Raw genomic sequence first — 17,123 nt, forward strand, 5'->3', positions numbered from 1 at the left:
CGATCAGTGCTTCCTTAAGCTGTCATTTGCACAAGAACCCCTGTCGAAGGGGGTCGGAGTCTTCCAGCAGAATGGTGGAATGGGCGACGAGGTGGGCCATGCCTTCGATTTCCGCGACGACCGCATCGTCCCGTCGTTCGGCGACACGGGCGATGAACGGAACGCCCAGAATGTTTTTCGCGACATAAGTGCCGTCAGGCTTCAGCTTTCCCTGGCGATCGAGCATGGCCAGACGCGCGGCCGTGCCCGTACCGCACGGCGAGCGGTCGAACTTGTTCGATTCTAGAACGAGGAAATGCGTTGCCTCGCCGGGCGCTGTGTCTGAGTAGAAGAGGACGCTGGGCGGCACGGCGCTGGCAAACATAGGCCTGTCGGCGATGCAGGCCTTGATCGCCTGTTTGAGTTCGCTGCCAAGCCTCATCAGCCGGGATGCGTGCTCGGGCGCCAGTGAAAGGCTGAGCGCTCCGGCGTCGACCAGCGCGTACCACATGCCGCCATAGACGATATCTGCCGAAACGGTACCGAATGGTTCGAACGGAATTTTCAGCCCTTCGATGCCGATGAAGCTCGGAACGTTTTTGATGCGGACGGCCGACAGGCGCCCGTCATCGCTCCAGACGAGACCAACCGTCACGACGCCCGCTGGCGTCTCGAGCGTAAAGCTGTCGCCCTGTTCGCGCGTGATCTGGCCGGTCGAGGCCAGGGTTTTGGCCAGTCCGATCGTGCCATGGCCGCACATGTCGAGATAGACGTAGGACGAAATGAAGAAGGCTCCATAGTCGGCGATCGTCGAGGGCACCGGCACGAGGCCGACCATGGCCGCATGGCCCCGAGGCTCGTGCAGCAGCAGGCCGCGCAGACCGTCGAAGCGCCGCCGAAAGTCGTCGCGTTTGTCGAGAACCGAGGCGCCTTCGAGCTTCGGAATGCCGCTGAGAATGACCCGGGTCGGGTGCCCTGCGGTATGGGTATCGATCACCGAGAACGAAGCATCGAGGCGGATCATGCAGCGGTTCCTCTGCCGGCAGGATAGCGGCGCCAGCTCGGCTCGCCGCGATGATGGAAAACAACCGCGAGAGGCAAGGGGGCGTCCCTGAGAGGCGGGTCTTTATCCTGCTGCCGAGGCGGCAGAATAATGAACTATTGTAGCGCGACAATTTTAAAGTGCTGTACTACACTGCGGCGATATGTGTAGCATGTCAATGCCCCGGCTGAGGGCGGCCTCGGCATCGTCGGTTCGCGATGCAGTTCATTTTTGACAGGGAAACCGAACATGAGACTGAAGGTTTTTGCTTTTTTGGCAGCGCTTCTCGTTGGCACCATGAATCTGGTGTCACTCGCTTCCGCTGCGGATCCGTCCGCGGTCATCAACGCAATCAAGCAGCGTGGTGCGCTGAATTATCCGGTGATGTCCGGCGAAGAGCCTGACTTTATCAAGGATCCCAAGACTGGCGACTGGACCGGCATCTATCCCGACTGGGGTCGCCAGATTGCCGACCTGCTTGGGGTCAAGATCAACTTCGTCGAAACCACCTGGGGCAACCTCGCCGCCGACTTCCAGGCCGGTCGGCTCGATATGGCTTTCGGCGTCAACCCAAACCCGAAGCGCGGCCTCGTCGTCGACTACGTCATGGAGCCGATCGTGGAAGGCGTCTGGACGATTACCGCGCGTGAAGGCTTCGAGCCGAAAACCTGGCGTGATTTGAACAAACCTGAAGTCCGCATCGCGGCCCAGAGCGGCAGCACCATGCAGGTCATTGCCGAGACGATGGCGCCGAAAGCCAAGATTATTCTGGTGAAGAACCGCGATCAGGCCGTTCTTGAAATGCAGTCCAAGCGGGTCGATGCGATCTTGCTGGCGGATCAGAACTCGGCGCAGCTGCACAAGGCGGGCCTTGGCAAGGCGATCGTTCCGACGCCCGTTCTGCGCAATCCGATGATGACCGCGGTGCCCCGAAAAGAAGGCAATGAGGGTTTCATGAACCTGCTGGCCAATTGGTCGATGCAGCAGCGGACGCTCGGCCTATCTTGCGCGCACATCACCAAGTACATGCAAGAGCGCGGCATCGATCTCTCGGTCGTGCCGCAGTCGGGCAAATACTGCTAGCTTTCGCGGTTACGGGCGCGGGGGAGGAGAGTGTGGATTTCCTCCCCCGTCACTTGAAACGACGACTGATTATTGTACTGTGACAATCTCGCGTCTGGATTGCTGAGCGACTTTTGGTTGTCGCCGCCAGCACTCCACGGACATGCATTTTGGACTGAACCGCGGGGCTCCATGGGTTCGCGTAAGACATCTCTCATGCGGCCGCCGGCTCCGTCCAAGACTGTTATGGAAGCTGCGTCGCCAAAGCACGCCGCCAACGATGCCGAACCCGGTTCGTCGCTGAGCTGGATTCCCAGCAATCTAAATCTGACACTACCGCCCTATCTTGCGCTGATCGCCGCGCTCGAGGAAGACGTGCGCAAGGGCATACTGCCGCATGGCACGCAGCTGCCGCCGCACCGCGCGCTGGCGCTTCAGCTCGGTTTGAGCCTGTCTACCGTGTCCAAGGCTTATCGTGAGGCCAATGCCCGCGGCATCGTGACCGGGCGTGTAGGACAGGGGACATTTGTCGCACGTCGCGCAGCATCCGATATGGAAAGCCGCGCGGGTCGAACGGCCAACTTTAGTGTCAACCTTGCCCCCGACGTCGGGCAAATGGAAAAACTGCGGATGGCGATGGCCGAGATCATGCGGTCCGGCGATATTGATCGTTTGTTCGCCTATGATGCCGGGCAGGGCCTTCGTGAGCATTGCGCCGTGCTGGCCGAGTGGATCGCGACCCCCGGGTTCCGGCCGTCGCCGGATCTCCTTCTCGCCACGAATGGGGCGCAACACGGCCTCGATCTGGCGCTGAGCATTCTATGCAAGCCGAACGATACGATCCTGGTCGAGCAACTGACCTATGTCGGGTTCAAGGCGCTGGCGAGCCTGCATCGATACAGTCTCACGCCGGTCGAGATGGATGCTGAAGGTATGGTGCCTGAGGCGTTGGACCAAAAACTGCAGCAATCCGGCGCGCGTGTCGTTTACGCCATGCCGACCCTGCACACGCCCACCAGCAGGACGATGGACGCCCAGCGTCGGCAGAGAATAGCGGACGTTCTCGTCAAGCATGACGCGATGCTGATCGAGGATGATGTCTATGCCTTTCTCATCAATCCGAAACCGGATCCAATTGCGGGTCTGATACCGGATCGGACGATCTATCTTGCGAGTCTGTCCAAGGTTTTCGAACTCGGCTTCCGGGCCGGTATAGCCGTTGTGCCGGCCGCTCTGCTCGAGCGGGCAAGGCTGGCCATGCGCGCGAGCGCCTGGAGCGCGACGCCGCTACTTTTCGAATTGAGCCGCAAACTCATTCTGTCGGGAGAGCTTGAGGACGTCGTCGTCTCCCTCCGCAAGGAGACGCGCCGGCGCGCAGACCTGTTTCGGAATTTCTTTCCCGAGCAGGAGTTGCCCCAAGAGCGCACGCTGGCAGGCTACCACGTCTGGATGGACATTCCTGACGGCTGGACGGCCGACGAATTATTCTTTGTCGCACGCAACCACGGGATACTGCTAACACCGCCCGGATCGGCGGCGGTCGATCAGAACGGCGAACGCGGCGTACGTGTTTGTCTCGGCGCGTGCGCAGCGCGCGAACTCGACGCCGGCCTTGGGGCATTGCGCCAGATTTTGAGCCGGCCTCCGCGTTCCGCTTTTTCGGTAGCATAGCTAGGCACGTTGCCTCGCAAAGCCATAACGGGAACGCCTTCGTTCTTTGGAAGCTGGGAAGAGGCAACTGCATTTGGGCGCAAGTTGCGCCCGAACATTTTCGATGCAGCGCTTCAGCCGCGTGTCCTCCACTCGCTCAAGCAGGGCGAAAGTGGCCGAATCGTCTGGCGTTATGATGCCGATGGCATCGCGCAGGCGCGACTATCGACTACGTCAGAGCAGTCCGTTGACTTGTGGCCGCATGTCGAAGCCTTAAGCATGCCGACGCTTCTGCGGTCCGGGCTCCGTAAACACCACTTCACGGCAGTCCAATCCCGGCCGACATCACAGCGGGATAGAGTTCATACGCGTGATCTTCATTTGGCTGAGCGCCCGTATTCCTAAAGCGTTGTCTGCCGTCCGACCGTCAGTACAATTTTTCCGACGTGCTTGCTGGCTTCCATGAAGTGATGCGCCGCGGCAGCATCTTCAAGAGGATAAATCTTGGCGAGGTAAGGTCTGATCGACTTTCCCACATGACGCAGGACAGTTTCATGGAGATGGCGTGCGATCTTGATCTTCTCGTCGACCGGCGTTGCTCTCAGGAAGGCGCCGGTGATGCGCACGCGTTTGGCCATTAATGCACGCAGTGGCACCGGCAGCACCTTTCCGCCGCCGGCAGACAAATGGGCGATGCGTCCGTCGTTGGCGATCATAGCAAGGTCCGCCTCAAGGTGGGCGCCGGCCGACATATCGAGGATCGTGTCGACGCCGTGGCCGCTTGTTTTCTGCCTCACCTGGTCCGCCAGATCGGGGTCGTTATAATCAAATACCGCGGTACACCCGAAGTGAAACGCTGCGTCTCGCTTCTCTGCCGTTCCGGCCGTGCCGTAGACACTGTAACCCATCGCCTTGAGCATCTGTGTGGCTATCGAACCAACACCGCTGGTCGCGCCGTGAATGAGCGCGATCTCGCCGGGTTTCAACTGCATGAGCCCGAAGAAGTTGAACCAGGCCGTGAACAGGGCTTCGGGCAGGGCGGCTGCTGATTCCCAATCGAGACTGTCCGGCATTGGTAGTGCCAACTCTGCCGGTGTCGCGACAAACTGTGCGTAAGAGCCACCGTCGGTTAGTGCCACGACCTTTTCGCCAACGCGTCGCGTCGGAACGTTTTTACCGCAAGCAACAATGCGCCCCGCGGCCTCTAGCCCAGGAACGGGATTTGGTTCATGAGTGGGCCCAGCCTTGCGCTGATTACAGTCGTGGCGGTTGATGCCCGCCGCCATGACTTCGATGAGAACGTCGTCGTCGCCCGGCGTGGGGACCGGCCAATCATTCTTCATGACCAGGACGTCGGGTCCGCCCGGGGCGGAAACCACAATGGCTTGTTGAATGCGCGGCATAGGGTCCAGTAAGAGGCGTGTTGGGCGCGCGCAGTCTCAGCCGGCCTTGCGGATCGTATCCCACCAAATGCAATGACCTGGCGCAACCGCGTAGTTGCCTTCGATCACGTTAACCGGTGCCCGCAGTCCGTCCTCGGCGGCCTTGAGTTTGAGCGCGCGCGCTGCGGCCGTTTGCTCTGGTCCCAGCCAGTCGCGGTCATGACCCCATAGGCTGGCACCGTAAGTGATCTCTTCGGGTTGCCACGTGGTCGGGTCGATATGCCGTCCGCCCCAGCCATATTCTATGAAGAAGTCCGATGGCGTGCGGGAATAGAAAGAAACCATCTGATCATTGATATGGCGGCCGAGCGTCGTCGCGACCCGGCCTTTCTCGCCCAATGCGAGGTCGTAACCTTGGCCGACGTCGTCGAGCATCGTCAATTCCATCATCAGATGGTGGATACCGTTGCGGCCGGTTTCGATCATCGCGAAGCTATGATGTCGCGGGTTTACGTGGAAGAAGTAAGCGTTGTAGGGCACGGTGAAGTAATCGCTGATGCGCAGGCCAAGGACCTTGGTGTAGAACGCCAGCGCCTCGCTGATCCGTTCGACATGCAAGACAGCGTGACCCATGCCAAGCGGTCCGGTACGAAAGCCTGAGATCGAGCGTCCCGGAATGAAGGGGTCTGACGCAATCTCGGCGCCATAAAAGACTTCAAGCCTGTTGCCGACCGGATCCTTGAATGTGATCGCTTCCTTCACTCGGCGCTGGCTGGCAAGTGCGCTTGGTATCCGCGCAACAGCAACCCCGGCGGCTTCGACACGTGCAGCCATTGCATTCAAGGCGAAAGCGTCGGCGACCTCCCAGCCGAAGAATCCGGATCGATCGGCGCTGTCATTACTGACGACCAGTCGCTGGCGGCGGTCGTCCATGCGGAAGGTCAGATAGTTCCTGGCGCGATCGACAAGCTGCATACCGAGAAATTTGGTGCCGTAATCGGCCCAGTCTTCGATTGCGGCGGTTGGCAGGCCGACATAACCCAGCGCTTGAACTTCCATTGCCAGTTTCCTTCCCGCAGTTTTCGCCGGTCAGCCCGGTCGGTGAGGTTAGGCTGCCTCGTTGTCTATTCCTTAAGCGTGCGTGCACTGCATCAGCAACCGTTTCGGCGGAAACGTTCACTGCATGGACGCAGCTACCGTTCACAGCGCGGACAGTCGTTCAAATACGGTTGCTTGACGGCGGAAGGAGCGGCATTCGACGAGAGCATAAGAAATTCGACGGCCCAGAAGCCGCGAGTCAGGGAGGATCCTCAATGCTCAAACGACTACTTTCCGCTGCCGTTTTCGCTTCGCTCGCGCTGGCCAACGTGACCGGGGCGGAAGCCGCTGACCCGGTCACGCTTCGATTTTCGAGTTTCGAGCCCCCTCAGGCCTTCATCACCAGCAAAATTCTCACGCCCTGGGCCCAAAAAGTTACGACCGAATCGCAAGGTACGCTCAAGATTGAGATGTATCCTGGCGGTACGCTCGGCCGCGACCCCGCGGCACAGCTGAAGCTCGTGCTCGACGGCGTTGCCGATATTGCGTGGATCGTTCCGGGCTATACGCCCGGTCGTTTCGATGCGGCGACGGTCGTCGAACTGCCCTTCGTCGTGCCGGACGCCTACACCGGTTCGCTCGCACTCACACGCGTTTTCGAGAAAGGCCTCCTGAAAGGTGGCGGTTTCAATGACGTCAAATTTCTCTGCGTCTGCGCCAACAATCCGATCTTCGTGAATACGACGTTCCCCGCAACAAAGCTGGAAGACCTCAAGGGGCACAATTTCCGTGCAGCCGGCCCGGTTTCGCTCAATGTCGTCAAGTCACTCGGTGGCGTTCCGATCGGGGGCATAACCGGCCCGGCGCTGGCGGAGAACCTGACGCGCGGCGTCATAGACGCCACGCTCAACGAATGGAACGCACTGCAGACCTTCCGCGTGCTCGAGGTTGCTAAGCACCAGATCATCCTGCCGCTGGGCTCGACATCGCTGATGGTCATCATGAACAAGGCAAAATATGAAAGTTTGCCGCCGTCGGCCAGAGCTGCGCTCGACAAGAACTCGGGCGAGGTTTTCGCAAAGTTCTTCGGCGCCAAGTTCGATGAGAACAACAGCGCTGTCTTCGAAACGGCCAAGGGTGACAAGAAGCGCACCATCACGGTGCTTAACGCTCAGCAGCAGGCGCCATGGAAGGCCGCAGTGCAGCCCGCGATCGAGGAATGGAAAAAGTCCACGCCCGACGGCGACAAGCTGCTGAAGGCCTTCAGCGACGAGGTCGCCGCCATTCAGGCCGTGAAGAAGTAGATTTTTCCGCATTGGCCCGCCGCCGATCGTAACGATCTGCGGCGGGCGTCGGCAACGAGTGACATCATGACGACATCCGACCGCCTGGACTGCATGGATCTGATCCAGGCCTGGGCTCTTTATCGTGATCAGGGGCGCTGGGCCGAACTGCTCGACACCTTCCACCCTGACGGAATAATTTCTGTCACCTGGTTCAAGGGCGCTTTTCCCGATTTCGTCGAAGCGTCGAAGCGCGCTGCCGTCCGATCAACATCGCTATCCAAGCACCAGATTGGCTGGCCGCTCGTCACGCTGCGGGGCGACCGCGCCACGGCTGAAACCAGCGTCACCATTCACGGACGCGCGGCGCTCGACGGCATCCTCGTCGACAACGTGTCCTACGGGCGCTTTCTCGATCGCCTGGAACGTCGGGCAGGTCGCTGGCGCCTCGCCGAACGCGTCGCAATCTACGAGAAGGACCGGCTCGATCCGGTCGTGCCGAGCGAGGCGTTCAACCGCCTCATGACGCAGACTGATTTCTCGATCTATCCGGAAGCCTATCGCTTCATTGCGCACCGTCTTGTGAGCACCGGCCGCAAGCTGGTGTCTCCGATCATCGTCAATGCCAGCCCCGAGGCCGAGGCGCTCTATCGACGCTATGGCGAATGGTTGACGCAGGCGTAGCGCTGTCCGCCGAATGAACAGTTGCCAGATAGCTATGGTTATCACAGCCAGTAATCGCAATCATTCAGAACAAACCTGAATCCGGAGTCTCTCGACCGATGACCGAGATCATGCATGTGCCCGTTGTCGTCGTCGGAGCAGGACCGGTCGGTCTGACGGTTGCGAATCTGCTCGGTCAGGACGGCATTGATGTTGTCGTGCTCGAACGCAACGCGACTACGGTCGATCATCCGCGTGCCATCGTCCTAGATGACGAAGGCGCACGCACGCTGCAAGCCTTCGGCGCGGCTGACGAATTTTTGCCTCATACGATCGAAGGCGACGGCGCGCGCTATTTCGACGATAGTGGCCATTGCTTTGGCACGGTTGGCGCCGGACCACGGACTTACGGGTTCGCCAAGCGCCATTTCATGTATCAGCCGGAACTGGAGGCGGAACTCGTCAAGAGCCTTGAGCGATTTCCGAGCGTCGACTTGCGTTTTGGCTGGAATGTAACCGGCATTAACCAGGACGTCTCCGGTGTAACGATTGCCTGCATGACGCCGGAGGGCGAAAGGACCATTCGTTGTGACTGGTTGCTAGCCTGCGATGGCGGCCGCAGTCCCATCCGCCAGTGGCTCGGGATCGAGTTCGTCGGTTCGACCTATGAGCAGGACTGGATCGTTCTCGATCTGAAGGCGGACCCCGATCTCGTCAATTACTCGCGCTTCTATTGCAGTTCGACCCGCCCTGCGGTCAGCGTGCCGGCGCCCCGAGGCGGTCGGCGTTACGAGTTCATGCTGCTCGACGGCGAAGTCGGCGCCGAGATGCTGACTGACGCATCGATCGGACGCCTGATTGCGCCCTATCGTGAGTTTCGCAAGGAAGATATCATCCGCCGAGCCATTTATACCTTTCACGCGCGTATTGCCTCACGCATGCGGCAGGGCCGCGCGCTACTGCTCGGCGATGCGGCTCATTTAACGCCGCCTTTCGCCGGCCAAGGTATGAATGCTGGCCTTCGTGACGCGCATAATGTCGCCTGGAAACTGAGCATGCTGGTAAGGGGGTTAGCCGATGCCTCCGTGCTCGACAGTTACGACGAAGAACGCCGTAAGCCGGCCTGGGCGATGATTCAACTTGCGGTCGCGATGGGACAACTCGTGATGCCGAAAGGCGCTGACCAGATCGCATTACGCGGGATGCTGCTGAGGATGCTCGAAGCGTTCCCGGGCGCCCAGGACTATTTCCTGCAGATGAAGTTCAAGCCAGCGCCGCGCTACGACAGCGGCCTGTTTGTCGATATTGACCGACAACCTTACGAAGCTTCGCTGGTGGGGCAGATGATGCCGCAGCCGGTGGTAAAGACGGCCGCCGGAAAGACAGTACGCTTTGATGAGATCCTGGGCCCGGGCTTTGCACTCATCGCCCAGAACGAGAAAGATGCCGCCGCGATCGCCCGATTGACGCATCCGCTTTGGCAGCAGCTCAAGCCGGCCCTCATTTATCTGGCCGGTGCGGACAAGGAAATATCCGGCGTCGGGCCGATCATCCCCGTCGTGACATCGGACGGTTTTTCCCGCCCGCTACGTACGCACCGCGACCAGATCGTCCTGGTCAGGCCGGACCGCTACGTCGCAGGCGCATTCTTCGCAGATGATGAATTCAATTTTGCCGACCGCTTCCAGCAGCTTCTGCAAAACAGAGTGATGGAACGCATGTCGGCCTAAGGCCGGCGGTGTTTAGGCGTCCAGCAGAGACTTTATTCGAGAAACGGCGCGCTTGATCGCGTCGAGATTGCGCGCGACTGCCTCCTCGAAGCTTAAAGCAGATGCGATCCAAATCATGGTGATACAGGCCAGAACTCGGCCTTCAACCAGGACCGGTAAAGATATGCTGGCTGTATGCGGGTTGAAGCCCTCGGTTCTGAAGCCGTAACCAAGTTGACGCGTCTCACTCAAGATTCGCTGTACTAACCGCTCATCGTGAGCCATCGCATCGCTTGGTTGTCCGGATTGGCGCAGCCGCGCCAGGATGAGTTCCCGATCGCGATCCGGACAGAATGCGAGGTAAGCGCGGCCGCCCGAGGTTTGCAGGACGGGCAAGTGCGTTCCGGCCATGCCGCGGTCGATCGAAAACGGACTTTCCGCGTGAGTTGTCTCGCGGATAATCATCGCATCGTTCTCAAACGTCACGAGATCGATGGGCCAGAGAACTTCACGGCCGAGTTCATGCAGGATAGGCGAGGCCACTCGTGTGACCCAGACATCGTCATGAAATCCTGCACTGAGCGACTTGACCTGCGCGGTCAGGGTCCAGGCGTCCTCGCTACGTGTGACATAACCGAGATGCTCCATCGTCTCGAGCAAGCGATAGACTGTCGGTCGCGGCAACTCGACAAAACGCGCGATCTGCTGGGCTCTGGCGCCGTGAAAGCGGTTGAGAGCTTCCAGAACCTTGAGACCCCGCTCAAGCGAGCGGACATTGCCGAATGAGCTCATGCCGCCCCGTCCACCTAGTGAACACTTCGCTAGATCATTTTGCATCGATACCGCCAATGTCAATAATTATTCGCAACTGGCGACAAGCAGCGCCGGGGTACAGTCTAGGGAGTGAAAAGGAATGAAGCTTGCTAGCTTCAGCCATGGCGGTCGCGCGTCTTATGGCATCGTCAAAGATGGCGGCATTGTCGACCTCGGCAAGCTGATTGGTGCGCAGTATCCGGATTTGAAAGCGTTACTGACGGCGGGGCCTGCCTTGCTTAACCAGTTGCGGGCGCAAACGTCGACGATTCCGATTGACGAGGTGACGTTTCTGCCGGTCATCCCGAACCCCGACAAGATTTTCTGCGCCGGCCTTAACTATCGCTCGCATGTCGAAGAGACCGGTCGGACCGCTTCGGAGAAGCCGGTGATTTTTCTGCGTCTCGCGGCGAGCCAGGTTGGGCACGGCCAGCCGATGATCTGCCCGGCCATTTCCGACCAGTTCGACTATGAAGGCGAACTTGCCATCGTCATTGGCAAACCTGGCCGACACATTTCGCGCGACAACGCGCTCGACCACATTGCCGGCTATTCATGCTACAATGACGGTTCGTTGCGCGACTGGCAACGGCACACGTCGCAATGGACGCCGGGCAAAAACTTTGCAGCAACAGGCGCTTTCGGGCCGTGGTTGGTGACAGCGGACGAGATCCCCGACCCAACCGTCCTGTCGCTCGCAACGCGTCTCAACGGTCAAACCGTGCAGAGCGCCACCGTCGATCTTCTGATCTTCTCGATACCTGAACTCATCGAATATGTGTCGGTCTGGAGCGAGCTGATACCCGGCGATGTGATCGTCACCGGCACGCCCGGTGGCGTGGGCTTCAAACGCAATCCGCCTTTGCTGATGAAGGCCGGCGATACAGTCGAGGTCGAGATTTCGAACATCGGGACACTCAGTAATCCTATCGAGCTTGAACGAAACTGACGTCCGAATCCAACCTGTCCCCCTGACGAGGATGGGCTGATAACAAAGCAACGGGGAGCTCTGAGGAAATTGTCGAGGCCTGTCATACTTACCTGCGCCTTGACCGGGGGCGCCGCGCTTTCCGGTAAGAATCCGGCGGTGCCGGTGACGCCTGCCGAGATCGCGCAGCAAGCCGTTGACGCGGCAAAGGCTGGCGCGACCATCGCGCATATCCACGTGCGCGAGCCGGGCACAGGCGCGCCGAGCATGCGCATCGATCTCTACAGCGAAGTGGTCGACCGCATCCGGCAAGCGGATTGCGGCATTTTGATCAACCTGACGACCGGGCCCGGCGCGCGATTTATTCCCGGGAACGACGATCCGCGTATCGGCGATCCAGCTTCGACGCTAGCCGTTTGGCAGAAGCGTGTTGAACACATCGAGGCGTTGAGACCCGACATCTGCAGCCTTGACGTCGGTAGCATGAACTTCGGGCAGCATGTTTTCATTAATACCCCGGCCGACTTGAAGAAGATGGCCGAGGCTATCCGAAAGGTGAACGTTAAACCGGAAATGGAAACCTTCGAGCTTGGCCACATTCGCCTTGCGAAACACCTGATTGAGCAGGGGCTGATCGAAGCGCCGCCGCTGTTTCAGATCTGCCTCGGCATTCCGTGGGGCGCTCCGGCGACGCCGGAAGTCATGATGGCAATGCGCAACGAATTGCCGGGCGGCGCCGAATGGGCAGCGTTCGGGATCGGTGCAATGCAGTTTCCCATGGTCGCGCAGGCCGTCCTCCTCGGCGGGCACGTACGCGTCGGCCTGGAAGATAACCTATATCTGCGCCGCGGCATGCCGGCGCCGCACAATGCCGCGCTGGTTGAACGGGCCGTCACAATCATCGAACAGCTTGATCGCAATGTCGCTTCGCCCGGAGAAGCGCGAGCCATACTCAAGCTCGGCCAACCCGAAGATGTCCGCTTCATGCCAACGGCCGGAGCCTGAAGATGAACGAGGACAACATCTATTGGCAGAGAATGCTCAAGGTTAGCGGCGCCATGGCGCTGATCGGCTTCTTCGGTCTCCTGATTCTTGCGGTGATGACGACGCTCGACATTGGCTCCCGATGGCTATTCGGAGCTCCGATCCATGGCGTCAACGACGTCAGCGCCATCGTGCTGGCCGTCGTCATCGCGGCTTGCGTTCCGGCCAATCTTGCGGCCAAGCAGAACATCACGGTTGAGTTTCTCGGTAATGCCTTAGGGCCGCGCAGTAAGGCATTTCTCGACGGTTTCGGGGGGCTGTTTACGCTGGCCTTCGTTGCCGTGATGGCCTGGCAGTTCGTCCCCTACGCCATCGAAGTCACGAACTCCGGGCAGACCACCTGGGTTCTGAAATTACCGATCTCGCCCGGCTGGTGGATCGCGACAGCGCTGCTGCTCATTAGCGTCCCGGTTCAGTTCGTGATCGTTCTGTTCGATTTCTCGCGCGCTTTCTGCTCGAGAAGCGACGTCTAGTCCTCAATCCTGAAGATTGCGAGAATGCGCATGTCGGATCCACTTGTATTGGCGGGCTTGGGCTTCGTCGCCATGTTCGTTCTGATGGCGGTGCACGTGCCGATTGGCATTGCTATGGGAATCGTCGGTGCGGGCGGCTTTGCCATATTGGTCGGCGTCAAACCGGCTCTGTCTCTCCTGGCCAGCGAGCCAGCGAGCGTCTTTACGAATCTCGACCTCGCCGTCATTCCGATGTTCCTGCTGATGGGCAGTCTCGCGGCAGCGGCAGGTCTGGCTTCCGATGTCTATAAACTTGCCTATGCGTTTATCGGTCATCGTCGCGGCGGACTGGCTCTGGCTACGATCGGTGGTTGCGGCGGTTTCGGAGCGGTGTGTGGTTCGGCAATTGCCACAACGGCGACTTTCGGTCGCGTTGCTTTGCCAGAGATGTTGGAACGGGGTTATTCGCCAGCTTTGGCGACCGGGGTGGTGGCGGCCGGCGGTACACTCGGCATCATCGTGCCGCCGTCGTCGATCATGGTCATCTACGCCATCCTCAGCGAGCAGTTCATCGTCGATCTGTTCGTTGCGGCGATCATCCCCGCGATCATGGCGATCTCGTTCTATATGTTTGCCGTCATGGCCTATGTGTATTTCATCAATCCGAACGGTGGCCCGCCCGGACCGCGCGTGCCTTGGCCTGAGCGATGGCAGGTGATCAAGGCCAACTGGGGCGTGCTGCTGCTCGGAACGGTCGTTCTTGGCGGCATCTACAGCGGTATCTTTACCGTCAACGAGGCCGCAGCCGTGGGTGTCACGATCGCGCTTTTGTTCGCTATCGGCCGCAAGAGACTGACCTGGCGGTCTTTTCTGAGTGTCCTGGCAGAGGCCAGCGCGACGACTCTGATGATCTATATCATGATCGTCGGTGCCTCCATCTTTTCATATTTCATGTCCGTAACGCATGCACCGCAACGGTTGATCGAAGCCGTCGGCGCGCTGCAGCTGTCAGGGGTGCTGGTTGTCTCCATCCTGCTGCTCCTCTATCTCATCCTCGGGGCCATTTTCGACGAGGTTGCTGCGATGGTTGTGACCTTGCCGTTCGTGCTGCCGCTCATAAAGCATTTTAATTACGATCTTGTTTGGTGGGGCATCATCAACGTGACGGTCGTTGAGATCGGGCTCCTCGCGCCGCCGATCGGCCTCAGCGTCTTTGTCGTTCACGGAATGCGGAAGGACATCCCCTTGGGGACCATTTATGCCGGTATCACGCCGTTCTTGATTGCCGACGTGTTGCGTCTGGCGCTGCTGGTCATGTTTCCAGCACTCGCGCTCTACACTGTTCAGTTGTTGAAGTAGAGGCAGGGGGCCCAGGCATGTATCTGGGATTGAAGCTCGGATCCTCGAGGGCGCGCCATCTTGACCGATTTAGCGGCGTAAGTGGACGCGGTGGGCCGTTGAAGTTACCCGCAGCAGGGGCCCAATCTACGACGCCTTCTCGCTCAGTTTCTGTTCGGCTTCGCGAGACAGCTTTTCGATTCCGGCTTTTGCCGCCGCCTGGATGTGCTGCATCGAGGCCTTGAAGGCGGCGTCTTCATCACGGCGCTTGATGGCGTCCATGATCTCATGGATCTCGTGGATGCTTGCCTTCATTCGCTCCTTGGACGAGAGCGAATAGCGGCGAAGCTGAATGATGCGGGCATTGATGAGCCGCAAGAAGTTTGGAATGAGCGGATTTTGCGCGCCTTCCAGCAGCACGGCGTAGAACGCGGCCTTGGTGCTGATGATGGCGTCGATATCGCCGGCCTTGTAGGCAGCCTCGACGCGCTTGGCTTGGACCTGCAATTCGCCGATCTGGGCATCAGTGGCATTCTGGCAGAACAGTTTCGCTGCGAGGGCCTCGAGCACCCCCCGGATCTGGTAAATGCCGATGGCCTCCTGCACCTCAAGCTTGGCGACGACCGGTCCGCGATTCGGCACGGTTCGGATCAACCCCTCGGCCTCAAGTTCGCGCAAAGCTTCGCGCACAGAGGGCCTGCTCACGCCCAGCATTTCGCAAAGGTCTTTTTCGACCAGGCGCTGATTGGGCTCGAAACGCTGCGAGATAATGGCGTTACGCAGCATCTCCGCAACCTGCGTGCGAATGGGAGCGGCGACGGCGGCGACGCGCATTGAGGTTCTGTCTAACGGATCACGCACCGTGTTTGGTCCTATCCAGGTATTTGGCCTCAAGCCTATCCGCATTGGTCACGTCTGAACAATCTAGACTGGTATTTGGTGTGGATTGTCGGCGCGGGTGCCCACCGCTTCGTCTCTTCACAATAAGGCGCGCCGATGCTACATGCGATTTCGTTCATATTGTCAGGCAAGCCGACAGACATGTCAACGGACTGCAATATGAGCATATAAAGCATATGGAAGAGTTCAGCGGGAGATACGCTCACCATGGCCACTACGTCTGAATCCGCCTTCGATTACGTAATCGTCGGAGGCGGGGCCGCTGGCTGCGTCTTGGCGGCACGGTTGACGGAGAACTCTAACGTCACGGTCTGCGTTCTTGAGGCGGGTCCGCCGGACACCAATCCGCTCATCCGCATTCCGGCCGGCGTCATCAAGCTGCTCTTCAATCCGAAGGTTGCGTGGCAGTTCAGAACCGAAGGAAGTCCGGGCACAAACGGCCGGCCTGTGTTCGCGCCGCAGGGCAAGACGCTGGGAGGGTCATCCTCCATCAATGGCATGATCTACAATCGCGGCTTGCCATCGGACTACAACGCGTGGGCTCAGGCCGGTAACAAAGGCTGGGGGTATGACGACGTTCTGCCCTACTTCAAGAAATCCGAGCGGCGTGTCGGAAAGGGCGACGATAATATCCGCGGGCGTAGCGGGCCAATTCCGGTCACAGACAATGAATGGTTCACGCCGCTGACCGAAGCGTTTGTCGCGGGCGTGACCGGGACAGGCGTGCCGCGCAATGTTGACTACAACGACGGCAATCAGGCCGGCGTCGGTTACATGCAGCGGGCGATCGAGCATGGACGGCGGGTCAGCGCCGCTCGCGGCTATTTAGGGCAGGCCCGTGGTCGAGTGAATCTCGAAGTCATTTGCCGTGCCCAGGCCGAACGAATTTTATTCGAGGGCAAGAGGGCGGTTGGTGTCGCCTTCCGCCAATCCACCGGTGGCGCGCGGCGGACGATCCGAGCGAGAAAAGAGGTCATTATCTCGGCGGGCTCGCTGAACACGCCGAAGCTGATGCAGCTTTCGGGCATCGGTCCCGCGAACGTCTTGCAGCGTCTCGGCGTCGATCCGGTCCACGTCCTGCCGGGGGTGGGACGAAATCTGTCTGATCATTTCGGCGTCCGCACAGTCGTCGAGATCAAGGGTGCCGCGACGGCCAATGAGCTGTCGCGCGGCCCGCGGCTTGGCTGGGAGGTCGCCAAATGGCTCATGGGGCGGCCGAGCATTCTCGGTCTGAGTTCCTCGCTGGCCTACGTGTTCGGTCAGTCGCAGGCTGGTCTCGATCAGCCGGACCTTCAATTCGTCTTTACCCCGATCAGCTTCAAGGCCGGATTGTTCGGTGTTCTTGACGATTTCCCGGGCATCTCGCTCGGCGTCTGGCCCCATCGTCCGCACAGCCGCGGTTACGTCGAGGCGCGGTCGACTAATGCCTTCGAAGACCCCATCATTCAGCCGAACTATCTTGCAGATTCCTACGATCAACGGACGATCGTTGCGGGCATTCGCCAGACACGCAAATTTCTCGGCACGCCTGAATTCTCGAAGTATGTGGTTCGCGAAAGCGTACCGGGGCCCGCGCTTGAAGGCGACGATGAGCTTCTGGACTTCGCGCGGCAGACGGGTTCGACGATCTATCATTTCTGCGGCACGAGCCGGATGGGTCCCGCGACTGACGTCAATGCGGTCGTCGACGACCATCTCCGTGTCCACGGCGTGGAACGCCTCCGTATTGTTGATGCATCGATCATGCCGGACGTGCCGTCGGGCAACACGTACGCGCCTACGCTGATGCTCAGCGAGAAGGGCGCCGATCTCATCAGGCAGGACGCCGCCAAACTCTAAC

General features: G+C 59.7%; 15 protein-coding genes. 10 read left to right on the top strand and 5 right to left on the bottom strand.

Annotation, left to right across the window (positions count from 1 at the left end):
- Positions 1–22: 22 nt before the first annotated feature.
- Positions 23–1,003, bottom strand: coding sequence for a proline racemase family protein (locus DXH78_RS08885; RefSeq protein ID WP_115516691.1), 981 nt, complete (start codon positions 1,001–1,003; stop codon positions 23–25).
- Positions 1,004–1,270: 267 nt separating this feature from the next.
- Here DXH78_RS08885 and DXH78_RS08890 point away from each other — a divergent pair, with 267 nt between their 5' ends.
- Both DXH78_RS08890 and DXH78_RS08895 read left to right on the top strand, forming a co-directional pair.
- The gene (locus DXH78_RS08890) at positions 1,271–2,104 is read left to right on the top strand and encodes a transporter substrate-binding domain-containing protein (protein WP_115516692.1); all 834 of its coding nucleotides are present in this window, start codon (positions 1,271–1,273) and stop codon (positions 2,102–2,104) included.
- Between the two features lie 225 nt (positions 2,105–2,329).
- The gene (locus tag DXH78_RS08895) at positions 2,330–3,754 is read left to right on the top strand and encodes an aminotransferase-like domain-containing protein (RefSeq protein ID WP_168192751.1); all 1,425 of its coding nucleotides are present in this window, start codon (positions 2,330–2,332) and stop codon (positions 3,752–3,754) included.
- Positions 3,755–4,134: 380 nt separating this feature from the next.
- On the opposite strand, the gene DXH78_RS08900 is transcribed toward DXH78_RS08895, so the two are convergent.
- Positions 4,135–5,136, bottom strand: a complete 1,002-nt coding sequence (locus DXH78_RS08900) for an NAD(P)H-quinone oxidoreductase (RefSeq protein WP_115516694.1) — start codon at positions 5,134–5,136, stop codon at positions 4,135–4,137.
- Positions 5,137–5,172: 36 nt separating this feature from the next.
- On the bottom strand, positions 5,173–6,174 hold the full coding sequence (locus DXH78_RS08905) for a VOC family protein (protein ID WP_115516695.1): 1,002 nt from the start codon (positions 6,172–6,174) through the stop codon (positions 5,173–5,175).
- Positions 6,175–6,428: 254 nt separating this feature from the next.
- On the opposite strand from DXH78_RS08905, the gene DXH78_RS08910 reads away from it, so the two are divergent.
- The 3 genes from DXH78_RS08910 (at position 6,429) to DXH78_RS08920 (ending at position 9,829) form a co-directional block, all read left to right on the top strand.
- Positions 6,429–7,457, top strand: coding sequence for a TRAP transporter substrate-binding protein (locus tag DXH78_RS08910; protein WP_115516696.1), 1,029 nt, complete (start codon positions 6,429–6,431; stop codon positions 7,455–7,457).
- Between the two features lie 66 nt (positions 7,458–7,523).
- Positions 7,524–8,120, top strand: a complete 597-nt coding sequence (locus tag DXH78_RS08915; protein ID WP_115516697.1) for a nuclear transport factor 2 family protein — start codon at positions 7,524–7,526, stop codon at positions 8,118–8,120.
- Between the two features lie 98 nt (positions 8,121–8,218).
- Entirely contained in the window at positions 8,219–9,829 is a 1,611-nt protein-coding gene (locus tag DXH78_RS08920; RefSeq protein WP_115516698.1) for a bifunctional 3-(3-hydroxy-phenyl)propionate/3-hydroxycinnamic acid hydroxylase, read from the top strand.
- Positions 9,830–9,841: 12 nt separating this feature from the next.
- Here DXH78_RS08920 and DXH78_RS08925 read toward each other — a convergent pair whose 3' ends face one another.
- The gene (locus tag DXH78_RS08925) at positions 9,842–10,600 is read right to left on the bottom strand and encodes a helix-turn-helix domain-containing protein (RefSeq protein WP_115516699.1); all 759 of its coding nucleotides are present in this window, start codon (positions 10,598–10,600) and stop codon (positions 9,842–9,844) included.
- 121 nt (positions 10,601–10,721) lie between these two features.
- Between DXH78_RS08925 and DXH78_RS08930 the strand changes: the two genes are divergently transcribed.
- From DXH78_RS08930 to DXH78_RS08945, 4 genes are all read left to right on the top strand, one after another.
- Positions 10,722–11,570 carry a fumarylacetoacetate hydrolase family protein gene (locus tag DXH78_RS08930; RefSeq protein WP_115516700.1) on the top strand — a complete coding sequence of 283 codons (849 nt, stop codon included), beginning with the start codon at positions 10,722–10,724 and terminating at the stop codon, positions 11,568–11,570.
- 69 nt (positions 11,571–11,639) lie between these two features.
- Positions 11,640–12,554, top strand: a complete 915-nt coding sequence (locus DXH78_RS08935; protein ID WP_115516701.1) for a beta-keto acid cleavage family enzyme — start codon at positions 11,640–11,642, stop codon at positions 12,552–12,554.
- A 2-nt stretch (positions 12,555–12,556) separates the two neighbouring features.
- Entirely contained in the window at positions 12,557–13,066 is a 510-nt protein-coding gene (locus tag DXH78_RS08940; protein ID WP_115516702.1) for a TRAP transporter small permease, read from the top strand.
- A gap of 24 nt (positions 13,067–13,090) precedes the next feature.
- Positions 13,091–14,404: a TRAP transporter large permease gene (locus tag DXH78_RS08945; protein WP_245416778.1), complete on the top strand. Its 1,314-nt coding sequence runs from the start codon at positions 13,091–13,093 to the stop codon at positions 14,402–14,404.
- 126 nt (positions 14,405–14,530) lie between these two features.
- Here the strand turns inward: DXH78_RS08945 and DXH78_RS08950 are convergent, their stop codons facing one another.
- The gene (locus DXH78_RS08950) at positions 14,531–15,289 is read right to left on the bottom strand and encodes a GntR family transcriptional regulator (RefSeq protein ID WP_115516703.1); all 759 of its coding nucleotides are present in this window, start codon (positions 15,287–15,289) and stop codon (positions 14,531–14,533) included.
- Positions 15,290–15,490: 201 nt separating this feature from the next.
- Here DXH78_RS08950 and DXH78_RS08960 point away from each other — a divergent pair, with 201 nt between their 5' ends.
- The gene (locus tag DXH78_RS08960; RefSeq protein WP_115516705.1) at positions 15,491–17,122 is read left to right on the top strand and encodes a GMC family oxidoreductase; all 1,632 of its coding nucleotides are present in this window, start codon (positions 15,491–15,493) and stop codon (positions 17,120–17,122) included.
- Position 17,123 lies beyond the last annotated feature (1 nt).

It is taken from the genome of Undibacter mobilis (genome assembly GCF_003367195.1).
GTDB lineage: Bacteria > Pseudomonadota > Alphaproteobacteria > Rhizobiales > Xanthobacteraceae > Pseudolabrys > Pseudolabrys mobilis.

Bases quoted from the DNA above. Each gene is read 5' to 3' on its own strand.
- DXH78_RS08885 (WP_115516691.1), bottom strand. From the start codon at position 1,003: ATGATCCGCCTCGATGCTTCGTTCTCGGTGATCGATACCCATACCGCA.
- DXH78_RS08890 (WP_115516692.1), top strand. From the start codon at position 1,271: ATGAGACTGAAGGTTTTTGCTTTTTTGGCAGCGCTTCTCGTTGGCACC.
- DXH78_RS08895 (WP_168192751.1), top strand. From the start codon at position 2,330: ATGGAAGCTGCGTCGCCAAAGCACGCCGCCAACGATGCCGAACCCGGT.
- DXH78_RS08900 (WP_115516694.1), bottom strand. From the start codon at position 5,136: ATGCCGCGCATTCAACAAGCCATTGTGGTTTCCGCCCCGGGCGGACCC.
- DXH78_RS08905 (WP_115516695.1), bottom strand. From the start codon at position 6,174: ATGGAAGTTCAAGCGCTGGGTTATGTCGGCCTGCCAACCGCCGCAATC.
- DXH78_RS08910 (WP_115516696.1), top strand. From the start codon at position 6,429: ATGCTCAAACGACTACTTTCCGCTGCCGTTTTCGCTTCGCTCGCGCTG.
- DXH78_RS08915 (WP_115516697.1), top strand. From the start codon at position 7,524: ATGACGACATCCGACCGCCTGGACTGCATGGATCTGATCCAGGCCTGG.
- DXH78_RS08920 (WP_115516698.1), top strand. From the start codon at position 8,219: ATGACCGAGATCATGCATGTGCCCGTTGTCGTCGTCGGAGCAGGACCG.
- DXH78_RS08925 (WP_115516699.1), bottom strand. From the start codon at position 10,600: ATGAGCTCATTCGGCAATGTCCGCTCGCTTGAGCGGGGTCTCAAGGTT.
- DXH78_RS08930 (WP_115516700.1), top strand. From the start codon at position 10,722: ATGAAGCTTGCTAGCTTCAGCCATGGCGGTCGCGCGTCTTATGGCATC.
- DXH78_RS08940 (WP_115516702.1), top strand. From the start codon at position 12,557: ATGAACGAGGACAACATCTATTGGCAGAGAATGCTCAAGGTTAGCGGC.
- DXH78_RS08945 (WP_245416778.1), top strand. From the start codon at position 13,091: ATGCGCATGTCGGATCCACTTGTATTGGCGGGCTTGGGCTTCGTCGCC.
- DXH78_RS08950 (WP_115516703.1), bottom strand. From the start codon at position 15,289: ATGCGGATAGGCTTGAGGCCAAATACCTGGATAGGACCAAACACGGTG.
- DXH78_RS08960 (WP_115516705.1), top strand. From the start codon at position 15,491: ATGGCCACTACGTCTGAATCCGCCTTCGATTACGTAATCGTCGGAGGC.